The organism is Spirillospora sp. NPDC046719, from assembly GCF_040645715.1.
GTDB lineage: Bacteria > Actinomycetota > Actinomycetes > Streptosporangiales > Streptosporangiaceae > Spirillospora.
In genome coordinates this window covers 1-23,743 of sequence record NZ_JBEYYT010000123.1, presented here as the reverse complement: position 1 = coordinate 23,743, position 23,743 = coordinate 1, and the positions used below count along the sequence as shown (strand labels likewise).

Below are 23,743 nucleotides of genomic sequence, written 5' to 3'. Positions count from 1 at the left end.
GGCGGCGCGAAGGGCGGCGCCGTCGAGGCCACCGCGCCCGAGCAGGCGCCGGCCCCCGCGGAGGAGGCGGTCGCGGTCGAGGCGAACGGCTCGGCGGCGTCCGGCAAGGCCGACGAGTCGCCGGCCGGGGCGTCCTGACCCGTCCGGGATCCGAGGGGCCGGTGGCGTCGCGCCACCGGCCCCTTTCGCGTTCCCCCCGGGTGGTGTCCGGACCACGCGGCACCGGTCGTACGCTGTACGCGGGAAAGCGACGCGGGAACGCATACCGAGGAGACGGGAGGCGCTGTGGCGAGCGGCGACAAGCCGGCCTTGTCCGGCGGTAAGGGCTTCGCCCTGGTGCTCTGCGGGATGCTCGCCATCCTGCTCGCCCTGTGGGGGCTGGCGGCGCTGGTCGCGCCGTAGGGTGGCGGCATGCCGACGCTGATCGTGCTCCGCCACGCCAAGGCCGTCGCGGGCTTCGGGACCGACATCGACCGCGCCCTCGACGGCCGCGGGCGGCGCGACGCCGCGGCGGCCGGGGAGTGGCTGCGCGCGGAGGGCCTCGCCCCCGCGCGGGTGCTGTGCTCCCCCGCCGTCCGGACGCGGGAGACGCTCGACCTGCTCGCCGTCCGGCCGCCCGCCGGGACGGCCTTCGAGCCGACGATCTACGACAACGACCCGGACCTGCTGCTGTCCCTGGTCGCGGAGGTGCCGGACGACGCCGGGACGGTCCTGCTCGTGGGCCACAACCCGGCGGTGCACCAGTTCGTCCACGACCTGACCGGGCGGGCCCCGGACCGGTTCCCGACCTGCGCGCTCGCGGTCGTGGAGCTGCCGGGCGCGTGGGCGGACGTCCGGCCCGGCCTCGGCACCCTCGTCACGTTCCGGACCCCGAAGGACTGACCGGCGCGGCGTCCGGCCGGGCGGCGTCCGGCCGGGGCGCGGGCGTGTTCTGGCCGACCGCCGCCAGCGACGCGTCGATCACCCGGCCGATGTCGCGGCGCAGCGACCGGACCGTGTACCGGGTCCCGGACACCTGCGCCAGCGCCTGCCGCAGCGGGGTGAGCTCCTCCCGGCCGACGCCCGAGCTGATCTCGGCGCGTCGCCGCTTGGTGAGCGTCTTCAGATAGTCGTCGAGGCCGGCGAGCTCCTCCTCCAGCTCCGCGGCGGGCGAGCGGTTCCGCAGCTCCTCGTCGTCGGGGTCCTCCAGCAGCCCGGCGGCCTCCTCCAGCTGGTCGGCGAGCCGGTCCAGGATCTCCGGCACCGGCCCGGCGTCGACGGCCTCCTCCCGGGTCACCCGGGAGACCGCGATCAGGTGGTCGCGGACGCGGTGCGCGGCGCGGACGGCGTCGCGCAGCCGGCCGATCTGCGCCGTGTCGGGCACCCGCTCGTGCGTCAGCCGGTCCCGGGTCTCCGCGACGGCCTCGGCGGACCGCTCGGCGGTGACGACCTTCTCCTGCGGCAGCCGGACCCGCTCGCCGCCCACCACGTCCGCCGCCGCGCGGACGAGGTCGGCGTGCACCGCCATCATCCGGCCGAGCTGGACGGGCAGCCGCTCCAGGTGCCCGGCGGGCCACAGCAGCCGGACGGCGAGGAACGACAGCACGGTGCCCCCGGCGACCAGGCCGATCCGCTCGCCCGCGATGCGCCAGTCGGAGGGCGCGGAGAAGTCGAGCAGCATCATCGCCAGCGGCGTGCCGAACAGCCCCCAGTAGGCGAAGTTGATCGGGCGCAGCGCGAACCCGGCGAGCGCGAAGACGAAGGCGATCACCGCGACGAGCGGCTGCGTCGGCGCCAGCGTCAGCACGACCGCGGCGACCACCGATCCGGCGGCGGTGCCGCCGACGCGCTGCACCAGCCGCTCGACGGTCTCCCCGTACGTCGCGCGCAGGCTCAGCATCGCGGTGATCGTCAGCCAGTGGCCGTGCGGGATGTGCAGCCCCGCGGCCAGCGCCATCGACACGACGGCGGTGACGTACACCCGTGTGATCTGCCGGAACATCGGGGAGCGGGTGCGGACGGCGCGGCGGATCCGGGCCAGCTCCGCCCTCGGGTCGGGCGCGCCCGGCATCCGCGGCGGGCCGATCCCGATCCGCAGGCCGCCCGCGATGGTGCGGCGCGCCGAGGCCGTCTCGCCGGCGATGCGGTCGATGGAGCGCCGCACCTGCCCGATCAGCGACACCGCGATCAGGTCCTCGTCGCCGGCGAGCCCGGCGCGCCGGATCTGCTCCGACAGCCGCCCCATGCGGCGGACGGCCCCGGACTCCTCGCCGCCGAGCGGCGCCTCCCCGTTGGTGGCGATCGCGCCCGCGAGCAGCCGCAGCCGCGCCGCGAGCGCGGACACGGCGGTCTGCGTCTCCAGCGTCCACTCGCGGTCCGGCGGGTAGTTCTTCGCGGCCTCCAGCACCGCCTGCAGCGTGACCGTCTCGTGCAGGACGCGGCCCAGCGCGTCGATCAGCCGTTCCGGCCGGGTCGGCTCGTCGCTGGCCCGTCCCCGCCCGGACCGGTACAGGCCGTAGGTGGCGCGGGCGTCGGTGAGGGCCTCGGACGCGGCGCGGCGCCGCTCCTCCCAGTCCGGCATCCGGGTCACGGCCATCAGGTCGGGATTGGTGAGCTCGACGGCGTTCAGCGCGCTCGGGTCGGGCGCGCCGACGTCCTGCGCGACGGCGTCGAGGGCCTCGGCGACGCGGTCGGCGGCCTCGGCGAGGGCCTCCCGCAGCGGCCGGAGCCGCCGCACCGGCCACGGGACCAGCAGCAGCCCCATGGTGAGGAGCCCGCCGATCAGCTCCAGCAGCCCGACGCCGATGACGTCGGCGGACGGCGGCCGGATCGCGCTCAGCAGCACCGCGAGCCCGGCGGTCGACCCGATCCGCGGCACCCCGACGCCGAGCGCGATGAGCGGCGGCACCACGATCACCGCCGGCCACGCGTGCCCGCTCAGCAGCCCGCCGACCGCGGATCCGACCGCGACCATCAGCACGCCGCTCGCGAGGTCCCGCGCCCGGTTGCCGTACGGGCCCTCGGGCGCGCGCAAGGCCACCAGGTAGGCGCCGAGCGCGATCATGGAGCCCTGGGCGGGGCGGCCCGTCAGCGACCCGGCGAGCAGCGGGATCGCCATGGCGAGCGCCGCCGCCAGCCCATAGAACGGGGCCGACTGCCCGTTGATCTGGGCGTACGCCGACCGCGCACGCTTCAGCACCGCTCCGGCTCGCCTTCCCGACTCGTCCCGCCGGTCCCGGCGGGTGCCGGTGACCGCATACCGGCACTCCTACCCCGAAACCCCCGCGATGATCGTTCCGGGCCGGTCCGGGCCGGGGCAGAGCGGGGCGGCGGGCGTGGCGATCAGAGGTAGGCGGCGATCTCGCGCACCGTGCCGAACCGGGGGAAGATCCGCCGCACCGTGAACTCGTGCTCGTCGGCGGCGAACCCCGACATCACGTCGGAGGGCATGATCGTCACCCTAGGCCCGGACCGCAGCCGGAGGCGCACCTCGGTCCGCCGGAGTTGACCCTGACGTCGCGGGAGGGTCGACGATCGGGACCCATGAGCGAGTACCTCAGCCCCGTTCCGATGCCGGTGCCGGACGCGAAGCCCGCGGAGATCTACCGCGAGATCTACGGCATGCCGATGTTCGTCACCGTGCCCGCCCGCGACCTCGCGGCCTCCAAGGACTTCTGGATCCGCGGGCTCGGCTTCGTCGACCTGTTCTCCGTCCCGGACCGGGTGACCCACCTGCGGCGATGGGCGTTCCAGGACGTCCTGCTGGTGCCCGGCGAGCCGGCCGGCGCGGCCACGGCGGTGAGCGTCAGCTTCGCCTGCGTGCTCGGCCAGATCGACGAGATCGCCGCGCGCTGCGAGGAGCTGGCGCCGGGATGCACGAAGGGGCCGGTGGACAAGCCGTGGAACTCCGTCGAGCTGGAGGTCGTCACGCCGGAGAACGCGCGGGTCGTGATGACGGCCGCCCGGCCCCTCGACCCGGACGGCCCGCAGGCCGCCTGGATGCGGGAGGCGGGCTTCGAGGTCCCGCGGCCGTGAGCGGACCCGTCACCGGCCTGGTGCACACTGGGCCGGTGACGTATCCCGAGGCGGATGGGCTGACCGTCGGACGGGCCGCCGCGCTGGTCGGGGTCAGCGTCAAGACGCTGCACCACTGGGACGCGGTCGGCCTCGTCCGCCCGAGCGGGCACACCCCGGCGGGGTACCGGGTGTACTCGGCGGACGACATCGCCCGCGTCCACCGCGTGCTGGTCTACCGGGAGCTGGGGTTCCCGCTCGCCGAGATCGCCCGGATCCTCGACGACCCGTCCGCCGACGCCCGCGATCACCTGCGGCGGCAGCGGGCGCAGCTGGAGCGCCGCGCCGGGCGGCTCCGGGAGATGGCCCGCGCCGTCGACCGCATGCTGGAGGCGCTGGACGCCGGGCTGCGGCTGACGCCGGAGGAGCAGGTCGAGATCTTCGGCGCCGACTGGCGCCCGGAGCGGGTCGGGGAGGCCCGCGACCGCTGGGGCGGCACCGCGCAGTGGACGCAGTACGCCGAACGCGCCGCCCGGATGACGCCGCGGGACTGGAAGGACGTCGCGGCGCGGACCGAGGCCCTCAACGCCGACCTCGCCGCCGCCTGCCGCGCCTGCGTGGCCCCCGGCTCCGCCGAGGCGAACACGCTGGCGGAGCGGCACCGCGCGCTGCTGGGCACCTACTTCGACTGCACCCACGCGATGCACGCGTGCCTCGGGCGGATGTTCGCCGAGGACCCCGGCTTCGCCGCCTACTTCGACGGCATCGAGCCGGGCCTCACCGCCTGGCTCCGCGACGCGATCTTCGCGAACGCCGGATCCCGCGGGGTCGACCCCGCCACCGCCGCCTGGGAGTGATCCCCCGGCTCAGTCCTGTCGGACGGCGTCGGCGGCGTCGGCGGCCTCGACCTCCTCGCGGGAGATCCCGAGGAGGAAGACGATCGTGTCCAGGTACGGGACGTTGACGGCCGTGTCGGCGGCCTCGCGGACGACGGGCTTGGCGTTGTAGGCGACGCCGAGGCCCGCGGCCTGGAGCATGTCGAGGTCGTTGGCGCCGTCGCCGATCGCGACGGTCTGGCTGACCGGGACGCCGGCCTCCGCGGCGAACCGGCGCAGCGCCGCGGCCTTGCCGGCCCGGTCGATCACCGGGCCGGTGACCCGCCCGGTGAGCTTCCCGTTCGCGATCTCCAGCGTGTTCGCGGCGGAGTAGTCGATCCCGAGATCCTCCACGAGGGCGTCGGTGACCTGCGTGAACCCGCCGGAGACGATCGCGAACTTGTAGTCGAGGCGCTTCAGCGTCCGGACCATGGTGCGGGCGCCCGCCGCGAGCCGCAGCTTGTCGCGGACGTCGTCGATCGCGGCCGCGTCGAGCCCCGCGAGCAGCGCGACCCGCTCCCGCAGCGACCCCTCGAAGTCCAGCTCGCCGCGCATCGCGGCCTCGGTGACCTTGGCGACCTCGTCGAGGCAGCCGGCGTGCTCGGCGAGCAGCTCGATCACCTCGCCCTGGATCAGGGTCGAGTCGACGTCCATGACGATCAGCCGCTTGGCGCGCCGGCTCAGCCCGCCGTGCTGGACGGCGATGTCGACCTGCTGCTCGGCGGCCTCGGTGGCGAGGCCGGCCCGCAGGGTGTCCGGGTCGGCGCCGGACACGTCCATCTCGATGCAGGTCACCGGGGTCTGCGCGAGCCGCTCGATGCGGTCGATGTTGGCGCCGTGCGCGGAGATCCGCCCGGCGATCCCGGCCATCGCGGCGGGCTTCAGCGGGGCGCCGAGCACGGTGACGTGCAGCCGCCCGCCGCGCTTCGGCATCCGCTTGTTGCGGCCGGTGGACAGCTCGATCTCCATGTCGAGATCGTTGGCGACCTTCTCGGCCGCGTTCCACACCCGGCCGATGTCGGCGCCCTCGGTGTAGGCCAGCAGGACGCCGAGGACGAGCCGTCCGCGGATCACGACCTGCTCGACGTCGGCGACCGTGAGCGGAAACTGGGAGAGTGTCCGGAACAACCGCGACGTCACGCCGGGGCGGTCGCGTCCGGTGAGTGTGATGAGCAGCGTTCGCTGTGCTGACCCGTCCATAGCTGTCCACAACGGTACCGGCCGCGGAACACCCCTCGCGCGCCAGGTCCGCCATGCGAGACGGCGCCGCGCCGCCGGTCAGGGGGCGGGGGCCCGCGCGATGCGAGGTTTATCCGCGGAGGATGGGCGGTACGCCGGAAATGTCCGATCGGCTCGGGGGCAGGGGCTCGGCCTGATCGTGAGTCCGGCCTCCCCGAGCCGGGAGCGTCGAGATCGGGGGAGGAACCATGGCCAAGTTCATGGACGTGCACCACGGCATGACCGGAGTGACCGGCGACGAGCTCAGGGAGGCCCACGAGGCCGACCTCGCGATCCAGGACCAGGAGGGCGTCGTCTTCGAGCACACCTGGGCCGACCCGGAGTCCGGCACGGTCTACTGCCTGTCCGAGGCCCCGGACGCCGACGCCGTCCAGCGCATCCATGACCGGGCCGGCCACCGCGCCGACGAGGTCCACTCCGTAACGCTGGCCATCTGAGGGACGGCCGCGCGACCGCGGCCGTTCGCGAGACGTTCCGGAGCCCGCGACCGCCGCGGCTCCGGGGCGCCTCTTCAAGGCCGGGGAAGCCGACGGGCGCACGGCGCCCCAGCCTGCCCGGCCCTAGGATCGGCGGCATGGCGACGCGGCTCATTCAGATTGCGATGAAGGCGGGGGACGACTCCGCGCTCGGCCGGTTCTGGGCGGAGGCGCTCGGCTGGGGCATGGACAGCGAGGGACCCGGCGTGACCAACCTCGCGCCCGAGGGCGTCGCCTATCCCGACCCGGCCGTCCTCTTCATCGACGTCCTCCGCGTCCCGGACCCCAAGACGGTCAAGAACCGCCTTCACATCGACCTCGCCACCACCTCCCCGGCCCACCAGGCGGAGCTGGTCGCGCGCCTGAAGGATCTCGGTGCGACGCCCGCCGACATCGGCCAGGGCGACGTCCCGTGGACGGTCCTCGCCGACCCCGAGGGCAACGAGTTCTGCGTGCTGGAGCCCCGGGAGCTCTACCAGGACACCGGCCCGATCGCCGCGCTGGTGGTCGACTGCGCCGACCCGCGGGCCCTGGCCCGGTTCTGGGACGAGGCGATGGACTGGACCCTGCACGAGGTCACCGACGATCTCGCGAGGCTCCGCTCCGCCAAGGGCGTCGGGCCGTACCTGGAGTTCATCCGCACGCCCGACGTGAAGACCGGGCTGAACCGCATCCACTTCGACCTCCGCCCGTACCCCGACGACGACCACGCGGCGGAGGCGGACAAGCTGCGGGCCCTCGGCGCCACCGACACCGACATCGGCCAGGGCGACGTCCCCTGGACGGTCCTCTCCGACCCGGAGGGCAACGAGTTCTGCCTCCTCACGCCCCGCTGAACAGGAGTCGGACCTCGTTTTCGGGCCGGTCCAGCCAGACGGTCTGCCGCCCAGGGCCGACCGTGACCCCGTACCGCCGCACGTCCGGCCGCCCCGCCGCCTTCCAGCGCTGCTCCGCCTCGTCGAACGCCGACGGTGAGCTCTGCTGGTCGCGCAGGGCCATGAACCATCCGGGCACGTGGAAGCGGCCCTCGGCCGTGCCGTCGGCCCGCACCTCCAGACGGGCGACGGGGCAGTCGGGATGGAACACCGGCCCCCACGGCACCACGATCAGGCCGCCCGGCCGGGTCTGCTCCACCCACGCGTACGGAAGCGCGGTGACGGCCGCCGTGGCGATCACCCGGTCGTACGGGGCGTCCCCGGCATGCCCGGCCTCGCCGTCGCCGGTCACGACAGTGACGGTGTAGCCCGCCCGCTCCAGGTTCCGCCGCGCCCGCTCGGCGAGATCCGGCGCTATCTCGACCGACGTCACCCGGTGCGGGCCGGTGATCTCCGCCAGCAGGGCGGCGTTCCAGCCGGTCCCCGTCCCGATCTCCAGCACCCGCATCCCCGGAGCCGGGCGCAGGAGTTCGAGCATCTCCCGGACGATGTGCGGCGCACTGCTGGAACTGACGGCGTTCACGCCCCTGCCGGTCTGCCACGCCCCGCCCTTCCCACCGCAGGCACCACAGCCGACCTGCTTCTCGCGCTCACCCATCGCGCTTTCCTTCCGTGTAGTCGCGAGACGCCCCGGAGCCCGGCACTGCCACGGCTCCGGGACGCCTCTCCCGGGCGTCGGGGGAACACCCGGGTTCCGGGGCCGCCCTTTCGCGACGACCCCGCCTCGCACCGGACGTCAGGGGGTGCGCATCCGGCGCGAGCGCCTGCCCCTCAACGAGGGCGCGGCCGGTAGATGTCGCGGAGCGGGTCCGTGGGAGCGGCGACGATCAGCGGCGGCGCGTCCGGCTCCCTGCGGTGCCGTGGACGTCTGGCCGGACGCCGCCGCCGAGACGTCCACAAAGCGCCCAGCACCACCCCGGCCAATCCACAGACGGCGCCGAAGACGGCGACCAGAAGCACGACGCCGGCGAAACCTCCGGTCGTGAACGCGGAACTCACGCGTCGGCCCGCTCTGCGAGCACGCGCGCTATCGCGGCGGCGACGTCCTCGACGAAGTCCACGGCGCCGATCAACTCGCCGTCGGACGCCCAGGCGTACCAGTCGATGCCGTCTACCCTCCGGCACACGATCTCGACCGAGTTGAGCGCAGAACCGATCCGCACGACGTTCAGAACGACGCCTTCGCCCGGACGCCGCACAATCCCGCACGCCAAACCAGGCCAAGTAGCCACTTCCCGGTCAAGCATGGATATGTAGTGCCGGACGTCGACCTCCGACGCCTGGGCATGCTCCACCTCGCGACCTCCTCACACTCGGGAACGCCTGTCACCGCGTTAGGCGAAGGCAGTAAGCCCTCATGCGAGAGACGCTAGGGAGCGGGCATCGCCGCAACAATGGCACTTTCGCGTCAGCGGATTCCGAAGTGCCACGTCGCGTCACACGGCCACGTGGATGAAATCCGCGAATTCTCTCATCTCGGACGTCAACGTCCGGCGCCGGGAAATGATCTGCCCGAGAATGTCGCGCGCGTAGCGCTGGTTGGGAATCCATTCGGGGGCGTCGTGCCGGATTCTCTGGAGCATGTCGAACGCCTCCGCGTGCTGTCGCAGGGACACCCGGGCCTGGGCGACGTCCAGCAAGTGCCTGTTCCGGTTGTTCGACGTGGGCCTGAGGTCCGCCACCGGTATCCGCTGCGACATCGCCAGCACGCGATCCGGGCGATCCTCGACCATGGCGTTCTCCGCCCGCTTCATGGCCACGGTCAACGGCCCGAACGCCTGGAGGAAGTCGTTTGGCGGCGCGTACTCCGCCCCCATCGCCACCGCCGCCGCTCGGGCCAGCCGGATGGCGTCCTCAGCGTCCCCGGGCTGTGCGTTCCTGACCGCCGCGGCGGAGAGCCGGACGAGCAGCCACCCCCACGCGGCCAGCTCCGCCATGGTCGCCCGCGACATCCGGGGCTCGATCTCGTCCGCCCACCGGCTCGCGACCGCGAGCGATTCGGCGAGGCGTCCCTGCCGGATCTCGAGCCAGGCGAGGGTGTTGACGATCGCCGCCGCTTCCAGCCGGTCCGGAGCCTCGTCGAGGGCCCGCCGGAGCGCCGCGTCCGCCGCGTCGAACTGGCGTGTCTGGGTGAGCAGCCACCCCGTGTGGTGGAGCAGGCGAGCCCGGACCGGCCGCGCGTCCGCCCCGAGTTCGTCGGCGTCGCGGAGCAGCGGCGGCAGCGCGGCGGAGAGCCGCGAGTACTGGTCACCGGAGAAGAGCGGCATCAACGCCGCGAGCGCGTCCGACACCCCGCGCACGCTGGGGGCTTCACCGGGTGAGGGCCCGTGCAGTCCGTTCAGCGCCTTGCGGAGGGGCTCCCACTGCTCGTGGCCGTTGGATTCGAGGACGCCCCGAGCGGGGCTCTCGATCAGGTCGGAGGTGGAAACGCTCAGCGCGGAGGCGAGCTTGCGGAGCGTTTCGAGCCGCGTGTCCTCCTTTTCTCCCTGCTCCAGCTTCCGGATGAGGGAGATGGACACTCCAGAGAGGCTGGAAAGCTCCTTTTGTGTGAGCCCGCGCCGTTTGCGTACGGCCCTCAACCGCTCTCCAACGCTGCGAGTGCTCATACGTCCAGGCTAAGCACTCGATTCCGCACCCGCTGACCGAAGTCACACGCCGGAGCCGGCGGAAGGGGCAGTCTTCTGGACGGAGGTGTGCGCCACGGCCATGCGGGGGTTCCGGGCGCGGGTGGACGCGGTCAAGCGCGGGGAGCACTAGCTGCCGTAGTTCGGTCGTCTCGATGCCCGACATCCCAGAGCCTGTTTGGAGTGAGCCGGGATTCGGGTCCTTGGTGTGTTCGGGTGGTGGGGTGGCGCTTGCGTACGGGGCAGGTGATGGGGGGAGGCTCCGCCTGCCCCGCCCCCGGGTCGCGCCACCCCACCACTCCCTTCCGCACGCGTGTTCCAACGGGTGAGGCTGCCGGCGGTGCTGTGGGAATAGCCGCCATTTGAATACCGGAAAGTATCCGCATTGCAGGAGTGAATTCGCGATGCAATCGTCGGTCGCGGTGAGTAGAATGCAGGTATGCGTTCCGTGACGGTCGAGTTGGCGGGCGCGTCCACCGCAGAATTGGTGGACGCGCTCGCAACGATCGCCACTGAGCTCGCCAAGAGGGAGGTCCCCGAATCCGCGGCCGCGTGTCTGGAACTCACCGAAACGCTCGCCGCCGCAACCGACCTCCAGGAAAGCGCAATGGCCGGTTTCATCGGCCGCGTCGACGCGGCAGGTGAACAAGCCCGGTGGGGATACCCCTCCCCCAAAGCATGGCTGCGGTCCCGTCTGGGGATGCGCGACAACCGCGCCAAAGACCGCCTGGCACTGGCTCGCCAGCGCCACCGCCTTCCGCAGGTCGCCCAGCGGCTGGCGGCCGGGGAGTTGTCGTTCGGCTACGCCACCACCATTGCGGACTCGGTCGCGCGGCTGGACGACATTGACTGTGCGCAGGCCGAGACGCTGCTGCTGGAGATGGCCGATGAAGGGTTCTCGGCGGGGAAGGTCGCCGCGTTCGGCAGTCGCATCCGTGACGTCATCGCCGAACGCGACGGCACCGAAAAGGCACCCGACGAGGACGCCCGCCGCGGCTACGCCAAGTCGTGGCTGACCACGACGCGGTCCCTCAATGGCGGCCGGTACGTCAAGGGCTGGTTGAACCCCGAAGACGGCGCGATCTGGGACGGCACCCTGGCGCCGTTGGCCAAGCCCGCCGGGCCCGATGACCGCCGGGACCTGGGTGAGCGCACGGCGGCCGCCTTGTCCGGCGTGCTGTCGGGCGGGTACAAAGCCTCGAAGGTCACCGTGATCTGTGACCTGGACACCCTCACCGGCGGCAACGCCCCCGCCCGGCTCATCGATGGGACGCCGATCCCTGCTGAGCAGGCCCGCCGCATCGCCCTCTCGGCCGGAGTCGCACCGCTCCTGCTGGGCAAGGGCAACACCCCGCTGTACCTGGGATGGCGCGAGCGGTTCGCGAGCCCGGCGCAACGGCAGGTCCTGGAAGCCTTGTACCCGTCGTGTGCGGTGCGGGGGTGCGAGGTGCCCGGCACCCTTTGCGAAGTGGATCACGTTCACGGATGGGCGCTCGGCCGATCGCCGACCGATATCGATCAGCTCACCCTGACGTGCGGGTGGCATAACCGGTTCAAGCACAGCCGCCCGGATCAGATCCAGATCAGCAAGGATCGGAATGGGCGGTATGTATACCGGTTGCTGCCGCCGGCCGATGCCCGGCCCGCGGCACCGAGCAATGGGCCACCGGGTGATCCCGCCCTCGACCGGGCCGCATGACCACCACCGATTTCAGGACCTGCCTCGGATCCCTTTTGGTCCTGAGCGGCTGCGGCATGCCCACACGGCGAATCCACGGCCGGGGTGCTCGTGATGGCGGGGTCAGCCGAGGGAGCCTCGGTGGCGGCGGAATTGCTCCTCGACCGCGGGCGGGATGTTCCCGCGCTGGTTGAGCTTCATGTCGTTCGCCTTAGCCCACGCCTCAAGAGCGGCACGGTGCTCTAGGGCGAAGGGGTCGCGTATCTCGGGTGGGCGCCTGTCCACGGGGGTCATGGAGAAGGTCGCGGTGGTGGGGTCGTCCACGTGCAGCAGGCCGCGTCGCAGCGCGTGATCCAGGGCTGCGTCGATCTCGTGGATAGGCAGGAGTAGACGCTCGGCGAGGTCGGCCTTGGTGGCCTGGCCGGGTGACCACAACGCGTGTGCCACCAGGTCCATCGCCGTCCGGGCGTGGGCTCGGAGTGGTCGTCCCAGGGACGCGAATCGCGGGACAAGCGACCCGGCGGGTCGAGGACGTCGTCGGCGGGCCGGTTCCGGCGCGGGGCTGGTGGTCCAGGGGGTGGCTCGTACGACGAGGGCGCTGTATTCGGGGCGGTGGTGGGGTTCTCGTAGCGGTCCACCAGGGGCATGGTCGGACGATATTGGCGGGGCCTGACAGCTCGGGAACTGCGGGGGCTAGGGCCGCGTCGTACGGCGGACGGTCATCGGTGGGACGGGAGTGGTCTGTGCCTGTGGAGTTGGAGCTGGCGGATCCTGAGGACCTGTGGGCGGAGGCGTGCGCCACGGCCATGCTCAGCGCGGGCACCCCGGGGTGGGTGCGGCGGTGCGGGACGACGGGGTGCGCACCGAGGACGTCGGCAACGGCTGGCACGGGATGAGCTGGGTCGAGGGCGGCCGGGCGATCCTGTACGGCTACGACGTCGACTACAGCGAGACCCGGCACCAGGTGCCGCCCATCGACCTGCTGGCCGGTGGCCCGGCGTGGCTGCCCTGGGAGTGGCTGGCGGGCATGATGCGCGAGGAGCAAATCGTCCAGTACGTCTACTGGTGGGATGGGTCGGCGTGGGCGCGTACCGACTATCCGGACGGCCTGGAGGACGGCGGTGGCGGTGTGGGGCGCGACCACCAGGTCGAGGAGTCCTTCCTGGCGTGGGGCGACGACCCTGAGAGCGCGGCGGACGCGTTCGAGAACCTCATCAAGGCGGCGCGCGCGCGTGCGGTGGACCGGGACGTGGTCGAGGCGCTGTTGCGCCGCCTGGATCCTGAGCAGTTCGACATCGCGCTGACCGGGCCGTTCGACGCCGAGACGATCCTCGCGGTCGCGGGGCGGGCCGGGCTCACGGCGGGCTCGGCCCGTCCCGAGCTGCCTGCGGGGCGGGGCGAGCCGGCGGGGCGGCGCGTGCACGTCATCGACCATCCCGGGCCGTGGGAGCCGTTCGAGGAGAGCTTCATGACCGACGGGATTCCCGCGCACCTCTGCTGGTCGCCGTCTCTAGGGAAGTAGCAGGTTCAGGTCCCCGAACTCGTGCCACAGGTACCCCTCGTCCAGGGCGGCCTTGTAGGTGGCGGTGAGGAGGGCGTGGCCGGCTATGGCGGTGAGCATCATCAGGTGCGACGAGCGGGGCTCGTGGAGGCCGGTGAGAAGCCCGTCGACGGCACGGACGCCGCCTTCCGGGGTGACGACGTGCTCGGTCCATCCCGAGGACGCCTGGACGTGTCCAGAGGCGTCCACGGCGGTCTCCAGGGCGCGGACGGCGGTGGTGCCGACGGCGACGACCCGTCCGCCATGGGAGCGGACGTGGCCGACGAGCGCCGCGGTGGCGGCCGGGACCTCGTAGCGCTCGGCGTACGGGGGTTCGTGGGCCTCGGGCGACGCGACGCCGGTGTGCAGGGTGATCGGGGCGATCAGGACGCCCCGGGAGACCAGGCGGGTGACGAGGTCCGGGGTGAAGGGGCGGGCGGCGCTGGGCATCTCGGCGCTGCCCGTCGAGCGGTCGTGGGCGAAGGCGGTCTGGTAGGCGGAGGCGGGCCAGTCGCGGCGGACGTACCCGTAGCGGATGGGGACGCCGTGGCGGCGCAGGTAGGGGACGACGCTTGTGCTGAGGCGGGCCTGCCAGAGCCGGTCGGTGCGGCGGCCGATGAGGGTGAGGGTGGCGCCGCCGGGCATGGGGATCCATTCGCCGGGGCTGCCGCCGCCGTAGGGGAGGCTCGCCTTGCCGGACAGGCGGCGGAGCTCGACGATCCAGTCGCGGTCGTCGCCGTCGCCGGGCAGGGGGGTGGAGAAGTGCACGCTGATGCGGTCGAGGCGGACGGCGGCTGGCAGCGTGGCGGAGGTGTTGACCACGAGGAGGTCGCCGGGGTCCAGGAGCGTCGGCAGGTCCCGGAACTCGTGGTGGGAGACCTCGCCCGTGGCGCGGCGGCCGACGAGGAGGCGGACGCCGTCGCGGCTGCGGCCGCGGGCCTCGGGCGGCTCGTGGGCTTCGAGGTCGGGCGGCAGGGTGAAGTCGATGATGTCGGTCATTTCCGGGCCTCCAGGCGGAGTGCGGCGACCACGCCGGCGGCGGCGATCGCGGCGAACATGACCCCGGCGGCGGCGAGCCCCGGGTGGAGGCGGCCGGTGCCGAAGCCGGTGACGAGCGCGCCCGCGGCGCCCACGACGAGGGACGAGCCGAGGGTGTCGGCGATCTGCAGGGCCGAGGAGTTGACGCCCTGCTCGTCCTCGGGGGACAGGTCCAGCATCAGGACGCTGAGGCTGCCGATCGCGAAGCCCATGCCGGCGCCGCCGACGATCCAGGCGGGCACGGCGGCCCAGCCGGACAGCTGGAGCGCGACGGTCACGGCGACGATCCCGGCGGCGACGAGCACCGCGCCGAGCAGCGCGAAGAACTCGCGGGACCGCTTGGACCGGCCCTGGATCTGGGACGCGGCGGACCAGCCGAGCCCCCCGACGGTCAGCACGACGCCGGCCTTGGTGGGGCTGAACCCGTGCAGCGAGGTGAGGGTCAGCGGGATGAACGAGTCGGCGCCGAAGAACGCGCCGGACAGCAGGCCGCGGACGACGACGACGCTGGGCAGCCCGCGCCGCATCCGGAGGGTCCCGGCGGGCAGCAGCCGGGGCAGCCCGTAGCCGAGACCGGCGAGGCCGATCAGGGCGGCGGGCACCATGGCCCAGCCGGTGCGTCCGAGGCCGTAGAGGAGGAGCCCGGCGCCCGCGGCGGCGGCGATGGCGGACGCGTAGCGGGTCCGGCCGGCCGCGTCCGGTGCCGCCTCGGACCTCCGGACGCCGCGCAGCGTGGGCGTCAGCAGCAGCGCGGGCGGGATGACCAGCGGGATCAGGCCGAGGAACACCCAGCGCCAGCCGAGGTGCTGGGCGACGGCGCCGCCGACGGCCGGGCCGACCAGCGACGGCAGCACCCACGCGGCCGACAGCGCGGCGAACACCCGGGACCGCAGGTGCTCGGGGTAGACGCGGGCGATGACCACGTACAGCGCGACCATCGGGACGCCGGAGCCGAGGCCCTGCACTGCGCGCCCGGCGACGAACAGCCACATCGTCGGCGCGGCGCCGGCGACGGCGAGCCCGGCCACGAACACCGCGAGGCCGATCATGAACGGGCGGGCCGGGCCGGACCGGTCGACCCAGCCGCCGGCCAGCACGATGGACAGCAGGCTCGCGATCAGCGTCGCGCTGAACCCCCACGCGTACAGCGACAGCCCGTCGAGGTCCCTGGCGACGGCGGGCATGGCGGTCCCGACGGACATCGACTCGAACGCCAGGCAGGTGACGACGAGGACGATCCCGAGGGTCGCCACCCGGTACCCGCCGTCCAGCACCCCCTGGCGCGGCCGTTCCCCGGCGGTGGCCTCGTCCGGTTCGAGCACGGTGGTCATCGCACGGCCGCCAGGTCAGCGGCGCGGTACCGGCCGCTGGCGGGACGGCCGTCGACGAGCCGGCGGAACGCGGCGGCGGCCTCCTCGGGCGGCGGCGCGGCGTCGGCGTCCTCCCCGGCGGCGCGCAGCATGTCGGTGCGCATCTCCCCCGGGTCCGCCCACCAGACGCGGACGTACGGCTCCTCCGCCGCGAGCACGTTGGACAGCTGCTCCAGCGCCGCCTTCGACGACCCGTAGCCGCCCCACGTCTCGTAGTTCTCGACCGCGGCGTCCGAGGAGACGTTGAGGATCGCGCCCTGCCGGTCCCGCAGCACCGGCAGGACGGCCTGGATCAGCGCGAGCGGCGCGAGGACGTTCGTCGCGTACGTCGCGGCGAGGTCGGCCACCGGCTGGTCGGCGAGCCGGGGCAGCGGCGTCGTCCCGAGGGTGCTCGCGTTGTTGACGAGCAGGTCGAGCCCGCCGGAGACCGCGCGGGCGAGGTCGGCGCGGTGGGCGGCGTCGGCGACGTCCCCGGCGATCGCGGTGACGTCGCCGCCGATCTCCCGGGCCGCGGCCTCCAGCGCCGCGGCGTCCCGGCCGTCGATGACGAGCGCCCAGCCGTCCCCGGCGAGCTCGCGGGCCAGCGCCCGCCCGAGCCCCCGGGATCCTCCAGTGATCAGTGCTGTCTTTCCAGCGGCCGTCTTCATGCCCTCGACGCTAGGAAGCGGGCCGCGGTCCGGCATCGGCCATCGGCCCCCGGGCCCGCTCCGCAAATGGTCTTAGGACTCCCGGACCCCCTTGCCGGCGCTCGCGTCCGGAGGCGCGGGGGCAAAACCGAGTACGGTCTTCACATGTGCGCGTCGAAGGGCGCGCTAAGGGGGAGACGAGAGGCCGGAATGGGCGACGCGGAAGGGCTCGGAGCCGGGCAGGGCGCGACCCTGCACGCGGTGAGCTCCGCCGTGCTCGCCGTCACCCGCCACCTGTCCGTCCACGAGGTGCTGCAGGTGATCGTCCGGGCCGCCGCGCGGCTGCTGGACGCCCGGTACGCGGCCCTCGGCGTGCCCGACGACGAGGGCTCGTTCGCCGAGTTCGTGGTCGAGGGCGTCTCCGACGAGGACTGGGAGCGGATCGGCCCGCTGCCCCGCCAGCACGGCATGCTCGCGGCGATGCTGCGCGGCGACACGCCGAAGCGGCTGGCCGACATCCGCCGCGAGCCCGAGTTCGAGGGCTGGCCCGTCGCGCACCCCGTGCTGAAGGACTTCCTGGGCGTGCCGATCAAGGACGGCGAGGACGTCCTCGGCATCATCTTCCTGGCCAACAAGAAGCGGCCCGGCGGGTTCACCCAGGACGACGAGGACCTGCTCGCGCTGTTCGCCGCGCACGCCGCGATCGCGATCACCAACGCCCGCCTCTACGAGCACAACCGCGAGCTGACGGTCGTCGCCGAGCGGAACCGGCTGGCCCGCGAGCTGCACGACGCCGTCGCGCAGAAGCTGTTCTCGCTGCGGCTGACGGCGCGCACCGCGGCCGCGCTGGCGGAGAAGGACCCGGTCCGGACCGCCGAGGAGCTGGAGCAGGTCGAGCGGCTCGCCGCCGACGCGCTCGCCGAGCTGCGCGCGGTCATCTTCGAGCTGCGCCCCGCCGACCTCGCGGACGGCCTCGTCGCGTCGCTGCGCAAGCACGCCGAGGTGCTGGACCGGGCGCACGAGACCGCCGTCCGGTTCACCGCGGGCGAACCGGTCGTCCTGCAGGAGGACCAGGAGGCGGTCGTGCTGCGGATCGCGCAGGAGGCCGTCTACAACGCGCTGCGACACGCCGGGGCGCGGACGGTCGACGTGAGCCTGCGCGTGCTGGACGGCAGCGCCGTGCTGGAGGTCGCCGACGACGGGGCGGGGTTCGCCGCGTCCGACGGCGACCAGCAGGGCGGGCTCGGCCTCGCGTCCATGCGCGACCGGGCGTGCTCGATCGGCGGGACGTTCGGCATCGACGCCGCCCCGGGGCGCGGCACGACGGTGCGGCTGGAGGTGCCGCTGTGACGCCGCCGCCCGCGCCGCCGATCCGGGTGCTGATCGCCGACGACCATCCGGTCGTCCGGCAGGGGCTGCGCACGTTCCTCGGCATCCAGGACGACATCGAGGTGGTCGGCGAGGCGGAGGACGGCACGTCGGCGGTGACGCTGGCCGAATCGCTGAAGCCCGATATCGTGCTGATGGACCTCAAGATGCCGGGCGCCGACGGCGTGACCGCGCTGACGGAGTTGCGGGCTCGGGGGGTGGAGGCGCGGGTGCTGATCCTGACCAGCGTCACCGAGCGCGGGCACGTGCTGCCGGCGGTGCAGGCGGGCGCGGCCGGCTACCTGTACAAGGACGTGGACCCGCGCGCCCTCGTCCAGGCGATCAGGGCGGTGCACGACGGGCACGTGCTGTTCGCACCGGACGCGGCGGAGGCGATGCTGCGCGCGGAGCCCGAGCGCGAGCCGGCCGACCGCGGCCTGGGCGCGCTCACCGAACGGGAACGGGAGGTGCTCGTGCACATCGCGCGGGGGCGGTCCAACCGGGAGATCGCCCGCGCGCTCGTGGTCTCGGAGAAGACGGTCAAGACGCACGTCAGTAATCTGCTCATGAAACTGGGAGTGCAGGATCGGACGCAGGCGGCGCTCTACGCCGTCCGGCACGGCGTCGGGCGGGACGGCACCGCCCGGGACGGTGCCGGCCGGGATGGCGCGGACCGGGCCGGGGAGGCCGCTCGTGAGTGATACAACTCCTCTGACAGGATCGTCATCGAAATCGGTATGAACGTAGCAATCAGGTACGCAGCAGGCAGTGACATCGGGTGCAACCGAGAGAACAACGAGGACTCGGGCTACGCCGGTGCTCGGTTGATCGCGGTCGCGGACGGCATGGGCGGCTATGCCGGCGGCGAGGTCGCGAGCTCGACCGTCATCGGCTCGCTGCGCTCGCTGGACACCGGCGCCCATGGTGACGATCTGGTCGAGAGCCTCGGCCGCGCGGTCGCGGAGGCCAACGAGAAGTTGCGCATCGTCCGCGAGGAGCGGCCCGACCTGAGCCGGATGGGCACCACGCTCACCGCGATGCTGTGGTCGGGCGAGTCGGTCGCCCTGGCGCACATCGGCGACTCCCGCGGCTACCTGCTGCGCGACGGCGAGCTGTTCCAGATGACCCAGGACCACACGATGGACGAGCTGCTCAAGGCGGAGGCCGAGCAGGCGGGGCAGACCGCCGACCCGGCCGAGACGTCGCGGCTGTCGCACGTGCTGTACCGGGTGCTGGACGGCCGCGACGACCGCGAGCCCGACCTGCGGCTGCGCGAGGCCCGCCTCGGCGACCGCTACCTGCTCTGCTCGGACGGCCTCAGCGGCCCGGTCGACGCGCAGCGGATCTACGAGCTGCTGTCCGCGGAGGCCGACCCGCAGCGCGCCGTCGCCGCGCTGATCGAGGAGGCGCGGGCCAACGGCGGTCCCGACAACATCACCGCGGTCGTGGCGGACGTCGTCGAGGCGGAGTACCACGCCGACGCCGGCGGTCCCGTGACCGTGGGCGCCGCGGCCCAGTCCTGACCCCGGCGCGGCCGCGCCCGGCGGCCGCCCGTACGGCCGCGCGCGTCCGCCCGCGTCCGCCTGCCCGTGTCCGCCTGCCCGCGCCCGCTTGCCCGTGGCCGCTTGCCCGTGGCCGCCCGCGTGCGTTCCCGCGCTGCTCGCGACGTGATTCGTGGCATCCGTAACCCATAACTCTGCCCGCGTAGCTGGCGATTTGTCCTAGTCTTGCTCCGAGGTGGGCTCAGCGTGCCCTCGGTAACGGTCGCGTCGCGGATCGTCGCCCGCACTTGACCCGCCTCCGGGTGCACCCGGTATACGGGTCACTCAGCCGTTTGTCTTCGAGGCGGAGGATTCGTTGGGGGGAGCGCCCGGGGCGGCGGCCGCCGGTGCACCGGAGGGTGCGCTCGGCCGGCTCGTCAGCCGGACCCTCACCGCAGCGCGGCACGGCCCACGAGGCGTGCTGCTGCGCGTTGCGGCGATGGCCGTTGCGGCCGTCGGCGTTTCATGGATCCACCGCCTCCACGACCCCGGCGTGCTCTGCCCCCTGCGGGCGCTCACCGGTCTCCCGTGTCCCCTGTGCGGGGGGACCACCGTGTTCATCGAGGCGGGCGAGGGCCATCCGGTCCGCGCCGTCCTCGCGAACCCGCTGGCCCTGACCGGTGCGGCCGCCGTCGCCCTCGCCCCCCTGGGGCTCGGAGGACGGTGGTGGGCACTCCAGCCGAAGACCCGTGCCCGAATGCTCGGCGCCGCCCTCGTCGGGTCGGAGCTGTGGCAGCTCGTCCGGTTCGGTGTTCTGCGGGTTTGAGCCGCGGTCGATCGTCGGTCAGACTTGCGGAGCCCTCCGGGTCCGGCGGGCGTCACATATCCACAGGGTCAATCAATAAGGAGCAAGTGTGGGTAACCCCTACGACCCGTACGGTCAGCAGCCGGGCTACGGGCAACAGCAGCAGCCCGGGTACGGGCAACAGCAGCAGCCCGGTTACGGCCAGCCCCCGGCCCAGCAGCCCGGATACGGTCAGCAGCAGCCCGGCTACGGCCAGCCCCCGGCGCAGCCGGGCTACGGCCAGCCGCCGGCGCAGCCCGGCTACGGCCAGCCCCCCGCGGCGCAGCCCGGCTACGGCCAGCCGCCCGCCGCGCAGCCGGCCTACGGCGCCCCCCCGGCCCCGGCGCAGCCGGCCTACCAGGAGGTGCACCACCACCACTACGGCTCGACCGGCCAGCTGGCCGAGTGGGGCTCGCGTGCCGGTGCCACCATCATCGACGGGCTGATCATCGGCGCGCCCGTCGGCATCCTCTACTTCATCGCCCTCCTGCTGATGGGCAGCGGCAGCGGCGGCGGCGCGTTCCTCGGCCTGCTGTTCCTGCTGGTCGCCATCGTCATCGGCTTCGGCGGCGGCATCTGGATGATCTACCAGGAGGGCACCACCGGCCAGACCATCGGCAAGCGCCAGATGGGCATCAAGGTCGTCAGCGCCCAGACCGGGCAGGTCCTCGGCTTCGGCGGCGCCTTCGTCCGGCGCCTCGCCCACTTCGCCGACAGCATCGCCTGCGACATCGGCTACCTGTGGCCGCTGTGGGACGAGCGCAAGCAGACCTTCGCCGACAAGATCTGCAACACCCTCGTCGTCCGCACCTGAGCACTCGCGGCGCACTGAAGCGGGGCGTCCCTCCGGGGACGTCCCGCTTTCCTTTTTGGCACGTTCTCATCACCGCGCCGGAGAGGGCGCCTACGGGACGGGATCGAACGCGCTGTTGCACGCGGCCACCCGCGCCCGCCGCACCGCCCGGTCGAGCAGCCGCAGCGCCTCGCTCCGGCGGCGCATCTGGTCGGCGGTGAGGCCGCGCTCGTCCATCCGCCGCGCCAGGTCCACGACCAGGGCCAGCCGGCCCGCCAGCGCCGCCACCCTGTGCGCGCGCGGCGGATACCCGGGCGCCAGCGGATGGTCGCCGCGGTGCGGGTCGCGCAGGTCGACCAGCGCGTCCGCGATCTCCGGCGGCACCCCGGACACGTCGTCCACCGCCAGCAGCGCCTCCGTCGCGTCCCGCATCGCCAGCGTCAGCTGCCGGTCGGCGTCGGCCAGGCCCGGCACGTCCGGCGGGTTCGCGGACGCGTCGTGCGTCGTCCAGCGCACCCCGACGTACGACGAGCCGCGCCGGTCCTCCTCGGGGACCAGCCCGATCGCCCGGTCGCCGAGCAGCGCGACCACCGCCGCGCCCGCGTCGATCGCGGACCGGTTGAACTCGGCCGGGCCGGTCAGCCCCAGCGGGTCGCCCGGCTCGGGCAGCGCCAGCCGCAGCGCGGTCAGCCCGCCGACGCGCAGGTCACCGAGCCCGCGGCGCAGCGTCACCTCGGCGGGCTCGCCGCCGAGGATCTGCGGGCCCCCCGCCTTCTCGACCGCGTCCACCGCCTCGTCCAGGCCGACGCTGCCCGTCAGCCAGGCATTGCCCCACGCGACCAGCGCGGTCGCCACGTCCCTGCTCATCCCGTCCGAGCTCATCGCGTCCGACACTCCCCAATGGACATGCGATCCACCATAAGCGCTCGGATCGCCACTGCCATCGGGCCCGCGGGACGTTCCTCCCTTCCGGTGCGCGCGGGACGGGCGGCTCGGCGGGGAGCCGGGGGGCGGCGGAGGCCCGGCATCGCATAGGTTCTTTCCTGGAGAACGGACCGGTCCGGACCGGGACCGGTGGGATCACCGGGAATGGGGACGAAGGCGCGCGATGGCCGGCGAGGTACTTCAGCTCCGCGGAGTCGGGGTCAAGCGCGGGGGCTCGGCCCTGCTGCGCGATGTCACGTGGACGGTGAACGAGGGCGAGCGGTGGGTCATCGTCGGCCCCAACGGCGCGGGCAAGACGACGTTGCTGCAGGTCGCCGCCGCGATGATGCACCCCACCGAGGGCTCGGTGGAGATCCTGGAGGAGGAGCTCGGCCGCACCGACGTGTTCGAGCTGCGGCCCCGCATCGGCCTCGCCAGCACCGCGCTCGCCGAGAAGGTCCCCGCCGGCGAGAAGGTCATCGACCTCGTGCTGACCGCCTCCTACGCCATCCTCGGCCGCTGGCAGGAGGAGTACGACTCCACCGACGTCAGCCGCGCCGTCGCGCTGCTGGACGCCCTCGGCTGCGCCGAGCTGATGAGCCGGACGTTCACCACCCTGTCGGAGGGCGAGCGCAAGCGCGTGCAGATCGCCCGCGCGCTGATGCCCGACCCCGAACTGCTGCTGCTGGACGAGCCCGCCGCGGGCCTCGACCTCGGCGGCCGCGAGGACCTCGTCGCCCGGCTCGCCGTCCTCGCCGACGACCCCACCGCCCCGACGATGGCGATGGTCACCCACCACGTCGAGGAGGTCCCCGACGGCTTCACCCATGCGCTGCTGCTGCGCCGGGGCGAGATCGTCGCGCAGGGCAAGGTCGACGAGGTGTTCACCGCCGAGCACCTGACGGCCTGCTTCGGCCTGCCGCTCACCATCGAGAGGCAGGGCGGCCGCTGGTACGCGCGCGCCGTCCGCTGAGCGCGCCCCTCCCGGCGTTCCGGGCGGACCACCAGGTAACGGGCACCCCCATTACCGTCCTGAGCTGCGCTGTCCCTACCATCATGAGCGCCGTTGCCAACCGCTAGCGCTGGGATGGGGCCCTCTTGAACCTGCTGGACGCGGCCGCGGTCTTCGCGGCCGGGGTCGCCGCCGGAGGCATCAACACCGTCGTGGGGTCCGGCTCCCTGATCACGTTCCCGACGCTGGTGGCGCTCGGCTACGTACCGGTCGTGGCGAACGTGTCCAACAACATCGGCCTCGTCCCCGGCGGCGTCACCGGCGCCTACGGGTACCGCGCCGAGCTGAAGGGCCAGCGCGCCCGGCTGCTGCGCCTCGGCAGCGCCTCCCTGACCGGCGCCGTGATCGGCGCGCTGCTGCTGCTCGGCCTGCCCGCCTCCGCGTTCAAGTTCATCGTCCCGATCCTGATCGTCATCGCGCTGATCCTCGTCGTCGTCCAGCCCCGGCTCCAGAGCTGGATCCGCACGCGGCGCGAGGACGGCGGCGGCGGCCACGCGCACGGCGGGCCCTGGCTGTGGCTCGGCGTGCTGCTCGCCGGCATGTACGGCGGCTACTTCGGCGCCGCGCAGGGCATCGTGCTGATCGCGCTGCTCGGCATCATGCTGGACGACGACCTCCAGCGGCTCAACGCGAGCAAGAACGTGCTGTCGGCCATCGTCAACGGCACCGCGGCGATCATGTTCATCGCCACCTGGCTGTTCGGCGACACCGGGATCAACTGGTGGGCGGTGCTGCTGATCGCGGCGGGCTCCACCGTCGGCGGCTTCATCGGCGCCAAGGTGGGCCGCCGCATCCCGCCCCTCGTCCTCCGCGGCGTCATCGTCGTCGTCGGCCTCGTGGCCATCGTGAACCTGCTGCGTTAGCCCAGGGGGGCGACCCCCTGGAACCCCCGTCACGGTTGACGGGCTGTTTCCCCGCTCCGCTGGC

General features: G+C 73.4%; 24 protein-coding genes. 14 read left to right on the top strand and 10 right to left on the bottom strand.

What is annotated here, in order from left to right; translation table 11 throughout:
• The first annotated feature begins 411 nt into the window (after positions 1 to 411).
• Positions 412 to 882, top strand: coding sequence for a SixA phosphatase family protein (locus ABZ914_RS21930; protein ID WP_500195221.1), 471 nt, complete (start codon positions 412 to 414; stop codon positions 880 to 882).
• Here the strand turns inward: ABZ914_RS21930 and ABZ914_RS21925 are convergent.
• A complete protein-coding gene (locus ABZ914_RS21925) occupies positions 857 to 3,178 on the bottom strand; it encodes an FUSC family protein (protein ID WP_500195219.1) in 2,322 nt (773 codons plus the stop codon). The two genes, ABZ914_RS21930 and ABZ914_RS21925, sit on opposite strands and share 26 nt — an antisense overlap.
• 344 nt (positions 3,179 to 3,522) lie before the next feature.
• Between ABZ914_RS21925 and ABZ914_RS21920 the strand changes: the two genes are divergently transcribed.
• Both ABZ914_RS21920 and ABZ914_RS21915 read left to right on the top strand, forming a co-directional pair.
• On the top strand, positions 3,523 to 4,014 hold the full coding sequence (locus ABZ914_RS21920; RefSeq protein ID WP_190856085.1) for a VOC family protein: 492 nt from the start codon (positions 3,523 to 3,525) through the stop codon (positions 4,012 to 4,014).
• Between the two features lie 35 nt (positions 4,015 to 4,049).
• Positions 4,050 to 4,850, top strand: a complete 801-nt coding sequence (locus ABZ914_RS21915) for a MerR family transcriptional regulator (RefSeq protein ID WP_500195217.1) — start codon at positions 4,050 to 4,052, stop codon at positions 4,848 to 4,850.
• A 9-nt stretch (positions 4,851 to 4,859) separates the two neighbouring features.
• On the opposite strand, the gene serB is transcribed toward ABZ914_RS21915, so the two are convergent.
• The gene (gene serB, locus ABZ914_RS21910; RefSeq protein ID WP_190856086.1) at positions 4,860 to 6,068 is read right to left on the bottom strand and encodes a phosphoserine phosphatase SerB; all 1,209 of its coding nucleotides are present in this window, start codon (positions 6,066 to 6,068) and stop codon (positions 4,860 to 4,862) included.
• A 227-nt stretch (positions 6,069 to 6,295) separates the two neighbouring features.
• Here serB and ABZ914_RS21905 point away from each other — a divergent pair, with 227 nt between their 5' ends.
• On the top strand, positions 6,296 to 6,544 hold the full coding sequence (locus tag ABZ914_RS21905) for an SCO4226 family nickel-binding protein (protein ID WP_500195215.1): 249 nt from the start codon (positions 6,296 to 6,298) through the stop codon (positions 6,542 to 6,544).
• Between the two features lie 137 nt (positions 6,545 to 6,681).
• Positions 6,682 to 7,419, top strand: a complete 738-nt coding sequence (locus ABZ914_RS21900; RefSeq protein WP_500195213.1) for a VOC family protein — start codon at positions 6,682 to 6,684, stop codon at positions 7,417 to 7,419.
• Here ABZ914_RS21900 and ABZ914_RS21895 read toward each other — a convergent pair.
• From ABZ914_RS21895 to ABZ914_RS21885, 3 genes are all read right to left on the bottom strand, one after another.
• Complete coding sequence (locus ABZ914_RS21895) at positions 7,406 to 8,116, bottom strand: protein-L-isoaspartate O-methyltransferase family protein (protein ID WP_500195211.1); 711 nt, start codon at positions 8,114 to 8,116, stop codon at positions 7,406 to 7,408. The two genes, ABZ914_RS21900 and ABZ914_RS21895, sit on opposite strands and share 14 nt — an antisense overlap.
• Positions 8,117 to 8,513: 397 nt before the next feature.
• Positions 8,514 to 8,813 carry a hypothetical protein gene (locus ABZ914_RS21890; RefSeq protein WP_500195209.1) on the bottom strand — a complete coding sequence of 100 codons (300 nt, stop codon included), beginning with the start codon at positions 8,811 to 8,813 and terminating at the stop codon, positions 8,514 to 8,516.
• A gap of 141 nt (positions 8,814 to 8,954) precedes the next feature.
• Entirely contained in the window at positions 8,955 to 10,124 is a 1,170-nt protein-coding gene (locus tag ABZ914_RS21885) for a helix-turn-helix domain-containing protein (protein ID WP_500195207.1), read from the bottom strand.
• Between the two features lie 457 nt (positions 10,125 to 10,581).
• On the opposite strand from ABZ914_RS21885, the gene ABZ914_RS21880 reads away from it, so the two are divergent.
• Entirely contained in the window at positions 10,582 to 11,841 is a 1,260-nt protein-coding gene (locus tag ABZ914_RS21880; protein ID WP_500195206.1) for an HNH endonuclease signature motif containing protein, read from the top strand.
• Positions 11,842 to 11,943: 102 nt separating this feature from the next.
• Here the strand turns inward: ABZ914_RS21880 and ABZ914_RS21875 are convergent, their stop codons facing one another.
• Positions 11,944 to 12,276 (bottom strand): hypothetical protein, encoded by a 333-nt coding sequence (locus ABZ914_RS21875; RefSeq protein ID WP_500195205.1) that lies wholly within the window; start codon positions 12,274 to 12,276, stop codon positions 11,944 to 11,946.
• Positions 12,277 to 12,661: 385 nt separating this feature from the next.
• Between ABZ914_RS21875 and ABZ914_RS21870 the strand changes: the two genes are divergently transcribed.
• The gene (locus ABZ914_RS21870) at positions 12,662 to 13,342 is read left to right on the top strand and encodes a hypothetical protein (RefSeq protein ID WP_500195203.1); all 681 of its coding nucleotides are present in this window, start codon (positions 12,662 to 12,664) and stop codon (positions 13,340 to 13,342) included.
• Here ABZ914_RS21870 and ABZ914_RS21865 read toward each other — a convergent pair.
• The 3 genes from ABZ914_RS21865 to ABZ914_RS21855 are packed head-to-tail and all read right to left on the bottom strand — an operon-like array spanning position 13,331 to position 16,415.
• Positions 13,331 to 14,359: an S-adenosylmethionine:tRNA ribosyltransferase-isomerase gene (locus ABZ914_RS21865; protein ID WP_500195202.1), complete on the bottom strand. Its 1,029-nt coding sequence runs from the start codon at positions 14,357 to 14,359 to the stop codon at positions 13,331 to 13,333. The two genes, ABZ914_RS21870 and ABZ914_RS21865, sit on opposite strands and share 12 nt — an antisense overlap.
• Positions 14,356 to 15,729 carry an MFS transporter gene (locus ABZ914_RS21860; RefSeq protein WP_500195200.1) on the bottom strand — a complete coding sequence of 458 codons (1,374 nt, stop codon included), beginning with the start codon at positions 15,727 to 15,729 and terminating at the stop codon, positions 14,356 to 14,358. The genes ABZ914_RS21865 and ABZ914_RS21860 overlap by 4 nt, the downstream gene beginning before the upstream one ends.
• A complete protein-coding gene (locus ABZ914_RS21855; protein WP_500195198.1) occupies positions 15,726 to 16,415 on the bottom strand; it encodes an SDR family oxidoreductase in 690 nt (229 codons plus the stop codon). Before ABZ914_RS21855 ends, ABZ914_RS21860 begins: the two co-directional genes overlap by 4 nt.
• A 189-nt stretch (positions 16,416 to 16,604) precedes the next feature.
• On the opposite strand from ABZ914_RS21855, the gene ABZ914_RS21850 reads away from it, so the two are divergent.
• The 5 genes from ABZ914_RS21850 to ABZ914_RS21830 all read left to right on the top strand — a co-directional run bounded on the left by ABZ914_RS21850 (position 16,605) and on the right by ABZ914_RS21830 (position 20,901).
• Positions 16,605 to 17,744 (top strand): GAF domain-containing sensor histidine kinase, encoded by a 1,140-nt coding sequence (locus ABZ914_RS21850; RefSeq protein ID WP_500195196.1) that lies wholly within the window; start codon positions 16,605 to 16,607, stop codon positions 17,742 to 17,744.
• Complete coding sequence (locus ABZ914_RS21845; protein WP_190856097.1) at positions 17,741 to 18,463, top strand: response regulator; 723 nt, start codon at positions 17,741 to 17,743, stop codon at positions 18,461 to 18,463. Before ABZ914_RS21850 ends, ABZ914_RS21845 begins: the two co-directional genes overlap by 4 nt.
• A 36-nt stretch (positions 18,464 to 18,499) precedes the next feature.
• Entirely contained in the window at positions 18,500 to 19,285 is a 786-nt protein-coding gene (locus ABZ914_RS21840) for a PP2C family protein-serine/threonine phosphatase (protein ID WP_190856098.1), read from the top strand.
• A gap of 334 nt (positions 19,286 to 19,619) precedes the next feature.
• The gene (locus ABZ914_RS21835) at positions 19,620 to 20,069 is read left to right on the top strand and encodes a DUF2752 domain-containing protein (RefSeq protein ID WP_387028094.1); all 450 of its coding nucleotides are present in this window, start codon (positions 19,620 to 19,622) and stop codon (positions 20,067 to 20,069) included.
• Between the two features lie 88 nt (positions 20,070 to 20,157).
• Entirely contained in the window at positions 20,158 to 20,901 is a 744-nt protein-coding gene (locus ABZ914_RS21830) for an RDD family protein (RefSeq protein ID WP_190856099.1), read from the top strand.
• Between the two features lie 90 nt (positions 20,902 to 20,991).
• Here the strand turns inward: ABZ914_RS21830 and ABZ914_RS21825 are convergent, their stop codons facing one another.
• On the bottom strand, positions 20,992 to 21,747 hold the full coding sequence (locus ABZ914_RS21825) for an Rv1486c family protein (RefSeq protein WP_387028090.1): 756 nt from the start codon (positions 21,745 to 21,747) through the stop codon (positions 20,992 to 20,994).
• Between the two features lie 241 nt (positions 21,748 to 21,988).
• On the opposite strand from ABZ914_RS21825, the gene ABZ914_RS21820 reads away from it, so the two are divergent.
• Positions 21,989 to 22,777, top strand: a complete 789-nt coding sequence (locus ABZ914_RS21820) for an ABC transporter ATP-binding protein (protein ID WP_433143873.1) — start codon at positions 21,989 to 21,991, stop codon at positions 22,775 to 22,777.
• Between the two features lie 125 nt (positions 22,778 to 22,902).
• Positions 22,903 to 23,679, top strand: coding sequence for a sulfite exporter TauE/SafE family protein (locus ABZ914_RS21815; RefSeq protein ID WP_500195193.1), 777 nt, complete (start codon positions 22,903 to 22,905; stop codon positions 23,677 to 23,679).
• Positions 23,680 to 23,743 lie beyond the last annotated feature (64 nt).

Bases quoted from the DNA above. Each gene is read 5' to 3' on its own strand.
- ABZ914_RS21820 (WP_433143873.1), top strand. From the start codon at position 21,989: ATGGCCGGCGAGGTACTTCAGCTCCGCGGAGTCGGGGTCAAGCGCGGG.
- ABZ914_RS21880 (WP_500195206.1), top strand. From the start codon at position 10,582: ATGCGTTCCGTGACGGTCGAGTTGGCGGGCGCGTCCACCGCAGAATTG.
- ABZ914_RS21930 (WP_500195221.1), top strand. From the start codon at position 412: ATGCCGACGCTGATCGTGCTCCGCCACGCCAAGGCCGTCGCGGGCTTC.
- ABZ914_RS21905 (WP_500195215.1), top strand. From the start codon at position 6,296: ATGGCCAAGTTCATGGACGTGCACCACGGCATGACCGGAGTGACCGGC.
- ABZ914_RS21900 (WP_500195213.1), top strand. From the start codon at position 6,682: ATGGCGACGCGGCTCATTCAGATTGCGATGAAGGCGGGGGACGACTCC.
- ABZ914_RS21850 (WP_500195196.1), top strand. From the start codon at position 16,605: ATGGGCGACGCGGAAGGGCTCGGAGCCGGGCAGGGCGCGACCCTGCAC.
- serB (WP_190856086.1), bottom strand. From the start codon at position 6,068: ATGGACGGGTCAGCACAGCGAACGCTGCTCATCACACTCACCGGACGC.
- ABZ914_RS21875 (WP_500195205.1), bottom strand. From the start codon at position 12,276: ATGGACCTGGTGGCACACGCGTTGTGGTCACCCGGCCAGGCCACCAAG.
- ABZ914_RS21865 (WP_500195202.1), bottom strand. From the start codon at position 14,359: ATGACCGACATCATCGACTTCACCCTGCCGCCCGACCTCGAAGCCCAC.
- ABZ914_RS21855 (WP_500195198.1), bottom strand. From the start codon at position 16,415: ATGAAGACGGCCGCTGGAAAGACAGCACTGATCACTGGAGGATCCCGG.
- ABZ914_RS21895 (WP_500195211.1), bottom strand. From the start codon at position 8,116: ATGGGTGAGCGCGAGAAGCAGGTCGGCTGTGGTGCCTGCGGTGGGAAG.
- ABZ914_RS21885 (WP_500195207.1), bottom strand. From the start codon at position 10,124: ATGAGCACTCGCAGCGTTGGAGAGCGGTTGAGGGCCGTACGCAAACGG.
- ABZ914_RS21825 (WP_387028090.1), bottom strand. From the start codon at position 21,747: ATGAGCAGGGACGTGGCGACCGCGCTGGTCGCGTGGGGCAATGCCTGG.
- ABZ914_RS21860 (WP_500195200.1), bottom strand. From the start codon at position 15,729: ATGACCACCGTGCTCGAACCGGACGAGGCCACCGCCGGGGAACGGCCG.
- ABZ914_RS21920 (WP_190856085.1), top strand. From the start codon at position 3,523: ATGAGCGAGTACCTCAGCCCCGTTCCGATGCCGGTGCCGGACGCGAAG.
- ABZ914_RS21840 (WP_190856098.1), top strand. From the start codon at position 18,500: ATGAACGTAGCAATCAGGTACGCAGCAGGCAGTGACATCGGGTGCAAC.